Source organism: Streptosporangium sp. NPDC000563, from assembly GCF_040299985.1.
GTDB lineage: Bacteria > Actinomycetota > Actinomycetes > Streptosporangiales > Streptosporangiaceae > Streptosporangium.
Genome location: NZ_JBEPDA010000005.1, coordinates 292,800 through 308,162, shown reverse-complemented (window position 1 = coordinate 308,162; position 15,363 = coordinate 292,800). Strand labels below are relative to the sequence as shown.

Annotated in this window: 11 protein-coding genes and 1 pseudogene; 5 read left to right on the top strand and 7 right to left on the bottom strand. The window is 61.4% G+C overall.

Annotated features, from left to right (window positions below):
* Positions 1–89: 89 nt before the first annotated feature.
* The 3 genes and pseudogenes from ABT352_RS16475 (at position 90) to ABT352_RS16465 (ending at position 3,988) form a co-directional block, all read left to right on the top strand.
* Positions 90–1,367 carry an NsdA family TPR-like regulatory protein gene (locus ABT352_RS16475; RefSeq protein WP_350945669.1) on the top strand — a complete coding sequence of 426 codons (1,278 nt, stop codon included), beginning with the start codon at positions 90–92 and terminating at the stop codon, positions 1,365–1,367.
* On the top strand, positions 1,364–3,097 hold the full coding sequence (locus ABT352_RS16470; protein WP_350945668.1) for a S9 family peptidase: 1,734 nt from the start codon (positions 1,364–1,366) through the stop codon (positions 3,095–3,097). The genes ABT352_RS16475 and ABT352_RS16470 overlap by 4 nt, the downstream gene beginning before the upstream one ends.
* A gap of 125 nt (positions 3,098–3,222) precedes the next feature.
* A pseudogene (locus ABT352_RS16465) lies at positions 3,223–3,988 on the top strand (transposase family protein).
* A gap of 31 nt (positions 3,989–4,019) precedes the next feature.
* Here the strand turns inward: ABT352_RS16465 and ABT352_RS16460 are convergent.
* Positions 4,020–5,285 carry a DNA cytosine methyltransferase gene (locus tag ABT352_RS16460; protein ID WP_350945667.1) on the bottom strand — a complete coding sequence of 422 codons (1,266 nt, stop codon included), beginning with the start codon at positions 5,283–5,285 and terminating at the stop codon, positions 4,020–4,022.
* Between the two features lie 679 nt (positions 5,286–5,964).
* Between ABT352_RS16460 and ABT352_RS16455 the strand changes: the two genes are divergently transcribed.
* Positions 5,965–7,053 carry a DNA cytosine methyltransferase gene (locus tag ABT352_RS16455; RefSeq protein ID WP_350945666.1) on the top strand — a complete coding sequence of 363 codons (1,089 nt, stop codon included), beginning with the start codon at positions 5,965–5,967 and terminating at the stop codon, positions 7,051–7,053.
* 101 nt (positions 7,054–7,154) lie between these two features.
* Here the strand turns inward: ABT352_RS16455 and ABT352_RS16450 are convergent, their stop codons facing one another.
* From ABT352_RS16450 to ABT352_RS16425, 6 genes are all read right to left on the bottom strand, one after another.
* Positions 7,155–7,925, bottom strand: a complete 771-nt coding sequence (locus ABT352_RS16450) for a DUF6339 family protein (RefSeq protein ID WP_350945800.1) — start codon at positions 7,923–7,925, stop codon at positions 7,155–7,157.
* Positions 7,897–8,823, bottom strand: coding sequence for a hypothetical protein (locus tag ABT352_RS16445; protein ID WP_350945665.1), 927 nt, complete (start codon positions 8,821–8,823; stop codon positions 7,897–7,899). Before ABT352_RS16445 ends, ABT352_RS16450 begins: the two co-directional genes overlap by 29 nt.
* Positions 8,820–10,550: a hypothetical protein gene (locus ABT352_RS16440; protein WP_350945664.1), complete on the bottom strand. Its 1,731-nt coding sequence runs from the start codon at positions 10,548–10,550 to the stop codon at positions 8,820–8,822. Before ABT352_RS16440 ends, ABT352_RS16445 begins: the two co-directional genes overlap by 4 nt.
* 89 nt (positions 10,551–10,639) lie before the next feature.
* Positions 10,640–11,653, bottom strand: a complete 1,014-nt coding sequence (locus ABT352_RS16435; RefSeq protein ID WP_350945663.1) for a PD-(D/E)XK motif protein — start codon at positions 11,651–11,653, stop codon at positions 10,640–10,642.
* Entirely contained in the window at positions 11,650–13,986 is a 2,337-nt protein-coding gene (locus tag ABT352_RS16430; protein ID WP_350945662.1) for a Z1 domain-containing protein, read from the bottom strand. The genes ABT352_RS16435 and ABT352_RS16430 overlap by 4 nt, the downstream gene beginning before the upstream one ends.
* An 18-nt stretch (positions 13,987–14,004) precedes the next feature.
* The gene (locus ABT352_RS16425) at positions 14,005–14,274 is read right to left on the bottom strand and encodes a hypothetical protein (RefSeq protein ID WP_350945661.1); all 270 of its coding nucleotides are present in this window, start codon (positions 14,272–14,274) and stop codon (positions 14,005–14,007) included.
* Between the two features lie 625 nt (positions 14,275–14,899).
* Between ABT352_RS16425 and ABT352_RS16420 the strand changes: the two genes are divergently transcribed.
* Positions 14,900–15,361, top strand: coding sequence for a very short patch repair endonuclease (locus tag ABT352_RS16420; protein WP_350945660.1), 462 nt, complete (start codon positions 14,900–14,902; stop codon positions 15,359–15,361).
* The last annotated feature ends 2 nt before the right edge of the window (positions 15,362–15,363 follow it).

Sequence of the window (15,363 nt, the reverse complement as noted above, 5' to 3'; positions counted from 1 at the left end):
TCACGATCCAGCTTGCTCAAGGTGCTGACAGCAGACCGTACGACCTGATTTGCTCGCAACGAACAGCAAAAACAGCAGGGAGTGTTCGGATGGCTACCGAAAGGAAAGGTGGTCGCGGGCGGCCGGCCAAGGCCCTCGACCCAGGCTCGTCACTGCTCGCCGCGCTGGGGTCCAGGATGCGCGAACTCCGCAAGGCGCGCTCGCTCACGCTGATGGAACTCGGCGAGCTGACCGGATACTCCTGGCAACACCTTGGCGCGGTGGAACGGGCCTCGGTCGCTCCTTCGGAGTCCGTGGTCATCGCATGCGACACCGCGCTCGGCGCGGGCGGAACGCTCAACAACATGCTCCCGGGTGTCATCCGCGAGCAGGCGCACCTCCGCCACCGCAGCGAAGCCGCGCGCAGGCCCAGTCCGGAGGCGCCGGATTCCGGTGTCGACTGGGGACGGCTCAGCACGTGCGGCAAGCACGCTTCGGCGATCACCTTCGCCGTGGTGGAGGACATCGAAACGATCACCGTGCGTCAGCGCCGCCTCTACCACGAACTGACATCTGCCGAGATGCTCGTCCCGGTCGACGGCCACCTCGCCCTCCTGTGCTCTCTCCTGGAGGCTCCCGCCCCTGACAAGCTGCGACGGCGAATCGCCTACGCGGCTGGGGAAGCGGCCGGGTTCGCGGCGTGGATCTGGTTCGATCTCGGTGACCACTTCGCGATGGGACACAGGTACGCCACCGCCTTGGACGCTCTTGGGGAAGCGGGCGACAAAGGGCTTCGGTCCTACGTCAGCGCTTACCGTTCCATCACCGCGGATGCGGCCGGACGGGCCGATGAAGCCGTTCGACACGCTTCAGCGGCTCTGGACACGGCCGGTCGTTCTGTCACGCACGTGACGAGGTCCTGGCTGCACGCCGTGAGCGCCACCGCACGCGTCCACGCGGGCGACGGCAGAGCGGCACTGGCCGAACTCAACAAGGCGAACACGGCCCTGGAACGGGCCGGTGACGAGCGGGACGAATGGATGTACGACTTCGACCGCGAGCGGCTGCTCGGCTACCAGGGCAACTGCCTCCTTGAACTCGGTGACTACGCCCAGGCCGCCCGTTCCTTCGAGCAGGCCATCGGCGGAGTTCCCGCCACGTGCGTGCGACGCAAGGCGGAACTCACCGTGGACCTGGCGCAGGCACGCCTCGGAGAAGGCGAACCCGCCGAGGCCGTACGGCTGACCCAGGAGGCGATCGCCGTGTTCGCCCGGCGAGGATCGGTCGCCGGGATGTCCCGGGTCCACCGCTTCCGGGACCGGGTGGCGCCCCGGCAACCCGGGGTCGCTCGCGAACTGGATGACTTCGTCCGATCATTGCAAGAGTGAGCCCTATCCCCGCTGAGGTCGTCGCCCGCGCCACCGTCTCGTACGACGCGGTCCAAGCGGTCAGTGAGACCGTCTACTGGATCGAGGGACGGCCGGACGGGGACGTGCTCGTGCGCTGGACCGCTGCCGACGGCCGCCAGGACGTGCTGCCGGAGGGCTTCCACGTCGCTTCCTACGTGCATGAGTACGGCGGAGGTGCCTACCTGGCCACCGAGCGGGATCTGTGGTTCTGCAACGCGGATGACCAGCGGGTCTATCACGTACGCGACGGGGGTCACCCTGTGCCGGTGACTCCCGCGTCGTCGGGAAGCTGGCGCTATGCCGATCTTCGTCTTCTTCTGGGCACCGGCGAGCTGGTCTGTGTACGGGAACGTCACGAAGAGAACGGCGTCCACAACGAGCTGGTCGTTCTGTCGGCCGAGCCGTCGATCATCGCCTCCGGCGAGGACTTCTACATGTCCCCGGAGCCCAGCCCTGATGGGAAGCAGCTCGCCTGGGTCTCGTGGAACGCGCCGCTCATGCCGTGGGACGGCTCCCGGCTCTGGCTGGCCGACATCGGGCCTGATGGTGTGCTTACCGGTACGAGGCTGGTCGCGGGCGGGGACGAGGAGTCGGTCTGCCAGCCGCGGTGGAGCGACGACGGGGTGCTGCACTTCGTCTCCGACCGGTCGGGCTGGTGGAACCTGTACGCCTGGCGCGACGGCCATGCCGAGCCGGTCATCACGGGGGAGTTCGAGGTCGCGGCGGCTCCCTGGGAGTTCGGGTATCGCACTTATGTTTTTCAGGGTGGCCAGGTCATGGCCGTCATCCAGCAGGGGCCGCTGCACTCCTTAGCCGTGAAGCGCTCCGACGGTGATGTGGAACGGCTCGCGTTGCCGTACACCTCGATCAAGCCCTACCTGGCAGTGGTGGGCGGGAAAGTCGCTTTCATCGGCTCCAGTCCTACTCGGTTGCCCACGGTGGTGCTGGCCGAGACCAGCGGCGCCGTTCATGAGCTCACACCGGCCGACATCAACCTTGACCAGGCATCGCTCGTCCGGCCGGAGCCTTTCACCTTCGACACCCGCGATGGAGGTGAGGCGTACGGCCTCTACTACCCGCCCTTGGGAGGAAACGATGGGCCTCCGCCACTGCTTGTACGGGCTCATCCAGGGCCGACGGCGAATTGGCCGCTACGGCTGGATCTCCACACGCAGTACTTCACGAGCAGGGGCTTCGCCGTCGCTGATGTCGACTACCGAGGGAGTACCGGGTATGGCCGCGCGTATCGGTTAGGTCTTCGTCATCGATGGGGGATGGTCGACGCCACCGATTGCGCAGACGCGGCTCGTCATCTTGCGTCCGCCGGTCGAGCGGATCCTGGGTGGGTGGCGATCTGGGGTGCAAGCGCCGGCGGGTACACCGTTCTGCGCGCCTTGGCGATCACCGATGTGTTCGCGGCCGGGATCGCCAGGTCAGCCGTGGTGGACCTGGAGAGTTGGAGCGGTGCTGCACCGAAGTTCCAGGCCCATCACGCGGAGTTGCTTCGTGGTGAGCTCTCCGGCGGACCAGAAGCCGCGATTCAGCATCCGCTGCTTCTGATCCATGGAGACGAGGATCGGGTAACCCCACTGGAGCAGGCCAGGAGCCTCAATGCTCGTCTGGTCGTCATCCCCGGAGCGGGACACACACTGCGAAGAGCGGTTGACGTCCACCGTGTTCTCCACGCGGAATTGGAACACCTTCAGTGAGCTGATTCCAACCTGGTGTCGCAGGTCGTGAGCTCGCTGTGGGGCGTCGGGTTCGGTCCTGACGTAGAGAAGCCCCTGGTATAAGGGTTGTCGACCAAGATCAACCTGTAACCAGAGGCTTCAAGTTGCTGTTCTATCGTGCTGTGCTGCCCTTGTCACCGTCGGACCCTGACCTACCTCGCCGGGGTGATCCGCCGTCATCGAGCCTCGATCGGTTCGACCTGGCGCCGGCTCAACCCCGGACAGCAAGCACTGCTGGTCTTGGTGCACCTGCGCAAGGGGGAGACGTTCGCCGAGGTCGCGGCCGGGTTCGGTATCGGGGCGGCCACGGCCTGGCGCTACGTCCACGAAGCCGTTGCCCTGCTCGCGCGGCGGTCGCCCACGTTGGATCAGGCGCTGCGCACGGCCAAGCGCGCCGGATACGCCTTCGTCGTTTTGGACGGCACGCTCATCCCGATCGACCGGGTCGCCGCCGACCGGCCGTACTACTCCGGCAAACACCACCATCACGGCATGAACGTCCAGGTCATCGCCGCTCCGGACGGCACACCGCTGTGGACCTCGGGCTCCCTTCCAGGATCGGTGCACGACCTGACGGCGGCGCGGACCTGGGGCATCATCCGGCGTCTGGAGAGCGCCGGGCTGATCACCCTTGCCGATAAGGCATACACCGGCGCCGGCCAGCGGGTGCTGGTGCCGTACAAAGGCAGGAAGAAGCCCGCCTCGCAGAAGGCGGCCAACTCCGCCCACGCCAAGCTCCGCGGCCCCGGCGAGCGCGCCAACGCGGTGCTGAAGACCTGGCGCATCCTGCGGAAACTACGCTGCTGTCCCCTTCGCGCAGGTCAGCTCATCAAAGCCATCTGCGTTCTCCAGACCCGCGAAGCGGGATGAAATACGTTCAATGTAAGTTGTTCATCAGGGGTTAACTGATGCGAATTCTCTCCTGTTGAAACTTTCCGTGGCGGACATGATCTTCTTCGCCGCGGAATGCTTTGAAAGCGCCGAGTTTATAGGCTGTCGACTTACTTTTATCGCTACGGGTCTCGATGTGAAAGTCCTGGCTAAGTAGGTTGATCCGGCGCTCCAGTTCATGGATTTCCAGTCTAACCCCAATCGCTTTAGTGATCTGGGCGATGGTCATGAAGTCGTCTCGGTCGCGGAGGGCTCGATAGATAGGGTCGTGCGCTGTAGCTAGGTCGCGCTTACGTGGTTCGGTCGTGTGATCGAGTGCGGCGGCGATGGCAATGCCGATTACTTTGGCGACCGGAGGAGGAAACGCATTACCGATCTGTCGGTACTTCGCGGTCTTCTTGCCAGTGAACTTCCAACTGAATTCTTCATCGTCCCACCCTTGTAGGCGAGCGGTCATCTCCACCGTTAGTTTGGGGCCGATGTCGAACACATCATCGCAGGCGGGGGCATCATCGGCTAAAGCCCAGCCGTTTACGCCCATCTTCTCCCATGCCTTCTTTGCTCGGGTGGGACCTAGATCGGCACCGCCGTGTTTCTTTGAGCCTCCGACGATGGTCGGCGCGATTCCGTTGGCTTTCTCTGCCCAGTCCATTGCTCCATTCCAGCCTTTGGCGGACATTAGTGGAAATAGCACATTCCCGACTGTAGGGGGATGGTCGACTGGCTCGGGCCAGTGGAAATATGCGAAATCATCTGATGTCATTGCGATGAGCACGAACCTGGGGCGGAGCTGCGGAACACCATAGTTGGAAGCGTTCAAAAGTCGCCATTCGGCAGCATATCCGAATTCGCGTAGTCGGTCCAGCACATGTTGCCGATAACCAGAGAACCTGGGCATGCTCAACCCTTTGACGTTCTCCAATAACAGGGCGCGAGGTCTCAGGATATTGACTTGCTCGATCGCCCAGGCGAAGAGATCGCGCTCGTCCGTGGCTCCCAACTGCTTTCCTGCGATCGTGAAAGGAGGGCAGGGAACCCCACCTGCCAGAAGGTCGATCTTCCCCTCGTAGTCCCTGGGATTCCACACTGTAGGGTCGGCGACATCGCCCTGTACGACCTTCCAGTGCGGCCGATTGTGTCTGAGAGTGCTGACAGCGTTCTCATCCAACTCGACCAGCAGTTCATGTTCGAAGCCGGCTCGCTCCAGACCCAGCGCCTGACCCCCGGCACCAGCGCAGATCTCCAAGACCTTCAAGATTCTTCCGGCGTCGCCCATGTGCATCCTCCTGTTGGCCAGGAAGGGAGAATATCGGTCCCATCCGACAAAACAGGGAGATGTCATCTGACGGTAGTGAAGTTCTTGGTCGTTGGGTGGGGCCGATTACCTGTCTTCGCCACCTGGCCGCTGGGTGTGTTGTGAAGATCGGTGGCTGACGATGAGTCGTTGGGCACCGCTCGACATGGTCAGATGATGCGTCGCCATGTCGTCAGTCGGTTGGAGGTGACCATTACCGGGGCTCGATCAAGATCACGATGTGGGCGATCCGATCGAGGGTGATCCCTCGGATCCCCCCTCTGATGCGCTGTCGCGATCAAGATGTGTTGGACCCACCTCCTTGTTGAGGGATGGGTCCGTTCCCCTGAGAGCCGGACGAGGGGGAAGTTCGTCGGTATCTCTGACGACCCAGCGTAGGAACTCGATGAGGTGCGCGTTCATGGTGGAGCCCACCTCTGCAACAGCCTCCTTGGCTTGCGCATAGAGCTCTGGATCCGGACGGCAGACCACGGAAGCGTTCTTGTGCTTGTTGGGCATAGGACCAACGTGCCACGGTGGCTAGCCACCGTAAACAGGGAGTACGCTTTCCTGGTCATGGCGAGTCTCGGGAGTAGATCGGCGGTGAGCACACGCCGGCTCTGCCATCCCTGACCTCCATTCCGACAGCCCAGGAGACCGTGTGCACGCCGACGAAATTGTGGATCTATTCGCCGGTCCAGGCGGATTGGACGTAGCTGCACATCAGCTGGGCATACCCGTTGTCGGCATTGAATGGGATATAAACGCGTGCAGGACCCGCTGCGCAGCCGAACTGAATACGAAGTACGAGGATGTTCGTAAGTACGGCCCATCGGGTTTCCCTAACGCCACCGTCCTCGCAGGTGGGCCGCCATGCCAGACATACACCGTTGCGGGTTCCGGTGCTGGCCGCCGTGCCCTAGATGATGTGCTCGGCTTTGCCGAGCGTATGGCGAAGGGCGAGGATGTCACCTCGGACTTGGCGCTGTTGAAAGACGAACGTACAGGCCTAGTGTTGGAGCCTCTGCGGTGGGCTCTCGAAGCGATAGAACTAAAGCGCCCTTACAAGGCGATCGTGCTGGAGCAGGTGCCCGCCGTACTGCCGGTATGGGAAGTGGTTGGCGAAATCCTCAAGCGCAAGAACTACTCGGTGGCTCATGGCGTGCTGCGCGCGGAGGAGTTCGGCGTACCGCAGACGCGGCGTCGTGCGGTCTTGATTGCTCGTTTTGACGGTAAGGCTGTATTGCCCAACGCGACGCATCGCCCGTACCGCAAGGGGGTGCCTCGGACAGAGGGAGATCAGCGACTGCTCCCGTGGGTGACGATGGGTGACGAGCTCGACCGGCAAGAGCCATTTGTCGTCGTCTCTAACTACGGTACTGGTGGCGACCCTAGAGCTCGCGGCCGACGCAACTCCTCTGAGCCAGCAGCCACTGTCACTGGAAAGATATCTCGCAACCGAGTGGTGACGAACAACGGGGATGAGGCTCCTCGTTTTACCAATGCGGAGGCGGGACAGCTACAGACCTTCCCTCTTGATTATCCGTGGGCTGGTAAAGATATCGCTCAGCAGATTGGAAACGCCATTCCGCCGCGTCTGGCGACCCATGTTCTTGCTGCGACACTCGATTTAGAAGCCGAACTTCTCGAAAAAGTCATTTCAGAGAAGGAGAAATGGAGGGAAACCCTGCGTAAGAGGAATGGGATAGCGCATTCATGTGACATATGCTCCAGTGCGGTGACTGAATAAGAGTCTCGCATTAGAGAAGTGTCAATGCTTGTAGTTTTCGTAAAAAATCAGGCTCTTGGCGGCCATCGTCTAGTTTTTCTGTCGGGACCAAAATTTCACTCTTAGAGAGGTTGACTCTCCGCTGCTAGAGCCGTCAGGGATTCGGTTACGACGCCACGAAGTCGCATTCGGATTTGCTGTTCATCGAGAGCCAAGAACGAGGTGAACGGGATGAGTCGACAGACTCGCTTGGTCACATCACGAACGATGGCACGACGTGGAAGCCCCGATTCAACGATGCGGGCGTCAGCGAGTTCTGAGACGAGAGCTCGGGCCAGTGGCGGGGTGCCGCCGATGCTGCGACGTTCGAAGATCTGATTGAGATCGGCTTCAGATAGCGTGTCGAGCAGCGCGTAGTCGCGTCCGTCGTCGGTTTGGAGGCCAAGGGCATATGCCTGCCACCACAACCGACCAAGAGTATGCCGGACCAGGCCGCGGCCGATCCAGCGTTGTTCGTTGTACTTTGGCTGCCAGCGCCACATGACGACGTCGGGCACAAGCCGGATCGCCATGTAGGTCCATACTTCGGGAGCGGCGGCCTCGGCCGGGGCCATGTCGATATCCTTGAACACGACGGTGGCTAGGGCACGGTCGAAGGGGCGTGTGATGTCGCCGATGCGGTTGGGGTAACCGTGCTCTTTGGCGCATTGGCGGATCGCGTGGGCGACGGCCTCAAGATGCTCGCGACCAGCTGGGATGCCACCGGTCGGCGCATAGACCATCGGGTGGTCAAGCTGCGCATTACGGGCAAGCATATCGATGTCCTGGAGTCGGATTCGGTCAAGCAAGATCCGACCCTCGACATCAGACAGTCGGGGATACAGCATCATCATCACGGTGTGCTCGCATCCGTTTCATTGCGCCCTGTAGACGGGAGTGGAATCGCCCAGGGTCGCTGTCGCGCATCGTGGCTAGCGTCGCTGGAGATTCGCATGGGAACAAGGCCGCTAGCAGGGCAGCAAGGCTCGCTCCGATACTGTCGACGTCGTCGGTGTAGTCGTGCAAAATCTCGCGCCATTCGGGCCTTAGTGCAGCTTCGACCAAGCGGCTGGTCAGGTCCGCCTCCATCCAGGTGAGGATCCGCTGTTGTATTGGTGTCGGTGCAGCGGCCTTTTTCGCGGCGTTGACGACCTCCGTGTCGGCGCTGTTGAGGTAAATCCGCACTGCCGCCATTGCTGGCTCGGATAGGCTCGTAGGCAACTCTACGTGCCATCGCGCATCAGAATCGAAACCGGCTTCTGCGAAGTTCACTATGTATGTGGGCAGTCGACCTGCGGTGCCCTGTAGCTCGATGCGAACGGTGTCCTCATACAGGACGTCGCCAGCGTGTTGCGCGAAGAACGGGTCCGTAGCCAGAATGTCCTCGCCGAGGACTAGGCGGGTAGTGAGGATCAGCGCGCCGCCAAGCAGCGCTCCATGGATGTCTGCGGTCACAGTGACCTTGGCGCTAGCGGGCACTGAGATGCGGCAGGCAAGGTCGGAAGTCTGTGCAGCAGCCGCAGTCCATTCCACGACGAGCAGCAGCGGAGCCTCTCTGGGCAGCGCAGCCTCCCGGCGGACTCGTACCGTGTCGACATAGATGCTGCGAGTTAGGTGCAGATCAGTGTTGTAGTCCCAGTCGGGCAGAAACGCTGGCAGCGGGATGGTTCCGGTGTCTTGGTGCAGTTGCCAAGGATGGGCTTTGACGACGTCTGCGCCAGGCAGCAAAAATGGGGGAACACCACGATTCATGCGTCATCGCCCTCGGTGACAAGGAGTCGCACCCTTGCTGCAGCTCCGCTCGCGGGACGAATGACCACAGTCCAGTCTCGGCTATCGGCGGGGCCTACGGTGACGGTGTCGCCGGGAATGATTCGATCGCCCTTGTCGCACAGTTCCAAGACGACCGGACTGTCCGCGCCGATCGGCGGTTCACTCTCGTTACCGACATCTAGCGCGACGGACGTTACGACCTGCACTGTTACAGGGCGCGAGGTGGGGTGTACTTGGAACCCGGCGACGATGCGTGAGGCGCCGTTCAGGCGCACCATCCGGGGTGCGCTTGTAATCCGTGCCGCTGCCGAGGATCCGCCACCACCAGGGCGGAACGTACCTCCGCTGGCGTCGGCACCTGGGCCGCTCGCGGTGGGAATCAGGCCGGCCAGGCGACTGGATAGTGCACCCAGCGGTGGCTGGGTACCATCGCTCAATGACATGCCATTTTGTCGTTCAACATACGTTGCGAGCTCCGTAAGCAGTTCCACCTCAGCTCGGCGGATGATGCTGGCGGCGTTGCCGGTCAGTTTGTCGGGCACCCAGGCATCGTGAGTCGGTGGTTCGGCGTCGGCGAAAACTTGATCGTGTTCGTGGTCGGCGAGGAATACCGCGCCGTAGTGCACTACGGCATTCGTTGACCGAGGGCCTTCTAAGTAGTCGACGATCAGTCGCGGCTCGCGCATCCGCGCACAATGGTGGGCCGAACCCGTGAACGGGGCGGCCAACGAGGCGACGGTAGTATGGATCGGCGCGATACCAGTGCGGATGGCGAGGCGGCCGAGCACGGTGGCGGGGCGTTTCCGGCGGATGATCGTCGGAGCGTCATCCAGTGCCCGGTAAGCGTCGACGAACGGCCTGATGGCCGGCTCTTCTTCCGGACGTGGTACGGGAACGTTCACGCCGTCGGCTGTGACCTGACAGTGCAGCGATGCTACTTCAGCGTCCGTGGGCAACATAAGCGGCCACAGGTTCCACATCATCGCTGAAGCGAGATGCTCGGCGGCTTGATGAACGGTACGAGGGTGCTCCTCGTCGTCCTCACCGCCCATAGGGACAGTCCCAAGGGTCGCGCCCACAATTACGATGTCGGTACCCGTTTCTTCCGGGTGCATCTGCGGTAGATCGAGGCAGCTGGCTATGTTTTCCGCTTCGGTGTCCAGCATCGGGTCGGGAACTCCATCGATGATCGGACCCCACCAGTGCCGGCCTGTGTAGACGCGGCCGTTGCGTTGGAATCCCGTTCCCAGCGCAGCGGCGATCAGTCGGGTTTGCAGGCGGCCCTGCCAGCGGCAGCGGGTACGAATGAGGATTGTGCCGATGCTGCTGGTGGTGAACAGGGCTCCCTTGCCGAATCCGTAGGTGCCTCCCCCGAACTGCCGGTCGCGGGGTTCACCGATATTACGTAGGAGCTTGACGAAGTCGGCCCCAGGCGCGAGGGCTACGTCAGCGTGCAGTGGGCCGCCCAGTCCTTGGGTGCCGCGGTCACTGATCACTACCATGACTGGGTTGCCCACATTGAAGAGTTCCTCGATGCCGAGGTTGGCGCGTTCCGGTCCAGGACACAGCAGGGACCGCCAGCGCAGTAATTGTTCGGATCTTGGTTGAGACAGACCGATGCTATAGCGGACGCCGTTACCAGTAGGATCGACCGCGTCCAAACTGTTCTGGGCGCTTTCGCGAACCAGGAGGGTCAGAGGGTCCATCCGAGGGGTGCCTAGCTGCTTGCGGATGCCCTCGGCTTTGGCCGAGCCGGTCGCGGCGACAGGCTCGGACCACCAACACGGTTCCGGGCTCAGGATAGGGCCCCCTTTGCGAACAGCGGTGCGATGGAGGCGCCGGTGAGTGCATTGGGCAGCAAAAGCGACAGGTCCAAAGTGTAAGACAGGGCACTGACCTCGTCAGGCAGCGAGTCGGCTAGTGACGAGGGGACAATGCGCGGAAATCCGTCATCGACGGGTAGTGCGGCGATTTGCGTGACGATGAACCGACGGTCGCGGTAGTGCTCGGCATCAGTCGCGCCGTAGCCAGCCCGTGCCAGGGCTATAGCGAACGCTCGGCGATCGCTGGCCTTCTGCTGAATCCGCTCGACAAGGTCGGGTAGGGCGAGTCCGTCACGGTCGGTGGCCAGTCGGACCATGATCAGGTGCAGGTTACTGTTCTCGGGCGGTTCAAGCTGCTCGATACCATGGATCCGGACTGCTGACCCAGCCGCGCCGAGGGTCTTGACCTCTAGGTCGCCGCCTGGGAGGTGAAAGTCATGAGGTTCGCGGTCAGGTCCACGCCACACCGATAGATTGTGTGCGTCGCCTGTCATTAGGATTTGTTCCAGGATGATGAGTTCCCCGAACAAGCCTCGCAGCGCGTCGTCGCCGAGCAGGCCTCCGCGGTGTCGCAATAGTTCACGCCACTCGTCCAACACCCGTTTGCATACGGCGTCGGGCCGTTCTGCGGGGCCAGCGGCAAGCTGGGCGAGCATGGCCGCGAGGATGTCGTCGAACAACTCGGACAAATCAGTGCGGTGGCAGACGATGTCGGCATAGGTTCGGACGTATCCGTCGACGACCAATGTGCATCGTTGGATCCTGACGTACGCAGCCTGCGAATCCTCGGTGATGGATGCGTCGACGCCAGTAGGGACAAGCAGATGGTGGTCTCCACGAGCATCGATACCTGCTAATACCTCTGTACCGTCGCTGACTGTGATGCCCATGCCGCTGGTGACCACACCAGCGGGGTTACGGCGCGTGCTCAGCACAGCCCAGCGTGCTCGCAGTTGTGCTTGCCAGACCCGGTCGTTAGTTGTCATGCCGTCTCCGGGTCCTGATTCTCTTCGAGAGCGTCGTTGATCTCGTCATATTCAGAAATATCGACGCCACTGGTGTCAACCTGTACATATTTGTTGCTCACCTTGTCGTCGGCGTTGCCGGGGAAGACCAGCGCCATGCCGATCACGTGGTCGGCTGCGTTGAACGGCACGCGTGCTTCGATGTTGGCAGGCTCAGGTTGGGAGTCCCGGGCGATGGGATACAGCAGGAGCAATCCAGTCGTTGCGTGCTCGATGCTGGCGTTGCGTAGGTCGACCAGCGCACCCTCCGACTTCCCGCGTGCCTCCGACGTGCTGATGTCCATATCGACAACTCGGTGCTCCTTGGACATCAGCGTCTTGATATCGGCCTCATCACCACCCGTGTCCTTGATTAACGACCGGTTGATCGTGCCGAGTCGGATTCCAGCGCCGAAGTCGACGACGTGATCTACATCGCTGACTAGGGCACCCATCAGTGCCACATTCCAGGTCAACAACGAGGGATGGGCGCGTCGACTCTCCTTGCCGATGTATGCGGTCACCAGGCGCGGATCCAGATCGGGCGAATCCTCATGAACGCGGTAGGTCTGGAGAAAGGTGAGCACATGCGAGACGTCGACGTCCCGAAGGATCACGGTGCCGTCTCCATGGTCATCGACGTTGACGCCATCAGCGATGGCCTCAGTCACCAGTGCGGTCGCTGCCGTATGGTTAGCGCCGAGCCAGGTAGCGTCATTCTCGCGGAAATACCGAGTCTGTACTCGTCGGCCTCCATAGGAGGCGTATGCGATGCGGGCAGCCCCCATCTTGGCGGTGACGTTGAGGACCGGATGAGTCCTGATTCGCACTCCTACTTCGCGGGGGGACAGGTTTTGCTCCTCGTAGCGGGCGATGTCCAAGCGGATTTCGGCCTCGACGGTTGCCAAGTGCCGGAAGTCTGCCTTCAAGGCTTTAGTCATCCAGATGCGCGGCAGGTCCTCGTAGCCGTTTCGGTAGCCGAACCATCGGCCCATCTGCAGCAAGGTGTCGTAGGTATTGGCCGAGCGGACGAAGAAGCTGACGACCAGCCCTTCCAAAGTCAAGCCGCGCGAGAGTGTGTTACCGCCGACTGCGACGGCGACCACCGGGCGTTCACCAGAGTAGTCCAGTCTGTCTCGGCTGCGGAAGTTATCTACGATCACCTTTACGTCACTGAGGACCTCGGGAAGGTGGCCGATCAACTCATCGAAGGACACCGGTGCCAGGCCATCGAACAGCGATGCTGGTACCCGCTTGGTCTCCTCTTCCCATAACGCCTTCAGCTCAGTGAACGTGTCGGGATCCTGCCATTCAACCGCAGTAGCAAGATTATTAAGAAAATTGCGTAGCGGCTCCCGATAGGCATCGTGGATGGCGGTCTTCATTCCAGTGTGCACGAGCATTGTTGAATGGCTCTCATCGCCGCGGTGCCGTCGAGCCGCAGTGGCGAGGATGAAATAGTGCAGTGACTTCGCGAGCTCGTCGGTGATGGTCGGGACGAACCCGTTCTCTGACCCTCGACCCACCGGACGGATCTGCGCGACAGTCTTGTCAGGCACGGTACGCACCATGTCGTAGCCGTCGAGCTGAGGGCCTACGTACTCGCCTTCGACCGCATCCCGCCCGAAGATCTTCTCGGCGCCGAAATAACCGTCGGGTTCGGGCAGGTTGAGGATGAACGTCTCTGGATACAGCTCGTCGTGGACCGACGGGTCGATGAGAACGTTGGCGAACGGGGTGGCGGTGTAGCCGATGTAGGCACAACGCGGGAACAGCTTGAGCAGGGACCGTATCTGAGGATTGATCTTCGCGGTTGCGACACTTGCCTGGTCGGCCTCGTCATCAACGATCAGTGCTGGAGCATTGGCGAGTGCCCCGTCACGCGATGCCTTAGTAAGCCAGCTCAGGAGCCTAGAAAGGACGTCCTTTTGCTTCTTCGCAACGATTAAAATCGTGCGGTCGCCTCCTTGATGGGCGGCGAACGTTGCTGAAGGCTTGTAGAAATCCTTGGTCGTATCCGTCAACGGGAACCAAGCGCCGTCACCAGCGGTGTCGACAAGTTGGACCTGCAGCCGTTCTTGGGTCTGTCGACGCAGACCGTTATGGCTGCCCGACAACACGATAACCAGCTTGTAACCGATGTCGGCAGCCTTGGCCGCGACTCCGGTAAAACTGGTGGTCTTGCCCGACTGGACGTATCCAACGACGAGGCCTTTTGTTAGATACTTCGGGGTATTGGGGCTGTGAGTATTGGCTATGATCTTCGATGTCGACTGGTCCAGTTTCTCCAGTGCATCAGTTGACAGCCGTGTCAACGAATCACGGAAGGCGGGCTAGCGCTTATGATGGGGCAGCGGGCCGGGATACCAAGGCTTGAGGCCAGGGGCTGAGAGCATCTTCGGCGGGTAGCCAATCTTCACGTCCTCTACTAGGCGCTGGTATTCCGTGACCCACTCGTCGATCTGTTTGTTCGTGAACGGTCCTCCGCGGAAGTGCTCCAGAGCGCCTTCAAGCCCAAAACGCTCAACCCAATCGATGAAAACTGCAGCAAATTTATCCATGGCCCAAACCTTAACAATATGCATTGTTGAAAAGACGGTCATTTCGCCTTACTGGGCGTTCTCACCGAGGTGGACTAGAAATGGTGTTAGGCGGCTGGCATGGTTCTCTCGACCGCCTTAGGGGTGCTGTCAGGGGCGATGGTGACAATAGAAATCACGTAGCTCAACAGCATCGCTAAAGGAATGACGATGGCAGACATAAAGAAAAACGGGCTCTTATCTGGAGGCTGGGTGGCGGGTGATCGTATCCAGGCGGACGATAGCGTGGCGGACGGCCGGAAGCTCCTTGGTGGTATGCAACTGTCTCTCCAGGGGTAGCTGGTTAGTATGTCTTGTAGACGGATGGCACGCTCCTGTGGATTACCGTAGTCACCGGTAGAGATCAGATCGTTAACATGACAACCGGCGTCTGAGTGTCCCCGCCTTACTGGTATCTTGTGCCAAGGAAGCGCCATCTTCAACGCTGTAAGACGGAGCCGTTGCATCTCCCAGGCGTGGGTTCTGCCCCTTGGCTTAGTACGTCGTGTCGTCAGATCGGTCTATCAGCGCCTCTGTGTATCTGGGCTTGATCTATTGATGGACATCTGAGATCAGAGGTTCGTCCCGGAGGAATGTCCGTCGAAGCGGATCAAGCCCAGAGCGCTTAGCTCTCGATACGGTAGGGAGCATGGCAGTCGAGAGGCCGACTCGCGCCTCCAGCGAAGGCGTCCGCAAAAGCATGAAGGGCAACCGGGGACGGGACACCAAGCCGGAACTCGCGCTCAGGCGCGCGGCCCATGCCCTCGGACTCCGGTATCGAGTCTCGGTCCGTCCGCTGCCGAGCATTCGCCGTACAGCCGACATGGTCTTCACCAGGGTGAAGATCGCGGTCTTCATGGATGGCTGCTTCTGGCATGGTTGCCCTGAGCACCACACCAAGGCGGCGACGAACGCGGAGTACTGGGCAGAGAAGGTTCGTAGGAACAGAGAGCGCGACGCCGAAACCGACAGGATTCTCGCTGAGGCTGGGTGGACCGTGATCCGCGTCTGGGAGCACGAAGACCCGATCGCATCGGCGAGACGGATCGCCGAGCGAGTCAACTCTCTCAACGTAAGACGCGAGGCGGGTATCAGTACGAGGGAGGGCTGACC

Excerpts from the sequence above, each read along its gene's own strand:
- ABT352_RS16475 (WP_350945669.1), top strand. The coding sequence starts at position 90 with ATGGCTACCGAAAGGAAAGGTGGTCGCGGGCGGCCGGCCAAGGCCCTC.
- ABT352_RS16460 (WP_350945667.1), bottom strand. The coding sequence starts at position 5,285 with ATGGGCGACGCCGGAAGAATCTTGAAGGTCTTGGAGATCTGCGCTGGT.
- ABT352_RS16450 (WP_350945800.1), bottom strand. The coding sequence starts at position 7,925 with ATGATGATGCTGTATCCCCGACTGTCTGATGTCGAGGGTCGGATCTTG.
- ABT352_RS16445 (WP_350945665.1), bottom strand. The coding sequence starts at position 8,823 with ATGAATCGTGGTGTTCCCCCATTTTTGCTGCCTGGCGCAGACGTCGTC.
- ABT352_RS16440 (WP_350945664.1), bottom strand. The coding sequence starts at position 10,550 with ATGGACCCTCTGACCCTCCTGGTTCGCGAAAGCGCCCAGAACAGTTTG.
- ABT352_RS16435 (WP_350945663.1), bottom strand. The coding sequence starts at position 11,653 with ATGACAACTAACGACCGGGTCTGGCAAGCACAACTGCGAGCACGCTGG.
- ABT352_RS16425 (WP_350945661.1), bottom strand. The coding sequence starts at position 14,274 with ATGACCGTCTTTTCAACAATGCATATTGTTAAGGTTTGGGCCATGGAT.
- ABT352_RS16420 (WP_350945660.1), top strand. The coding sequence starts at position 14,900 with ATGGCAGTCGAGAGGCCGACTCGCGCCTCCAGCGAAGGCGTCCGCAAA.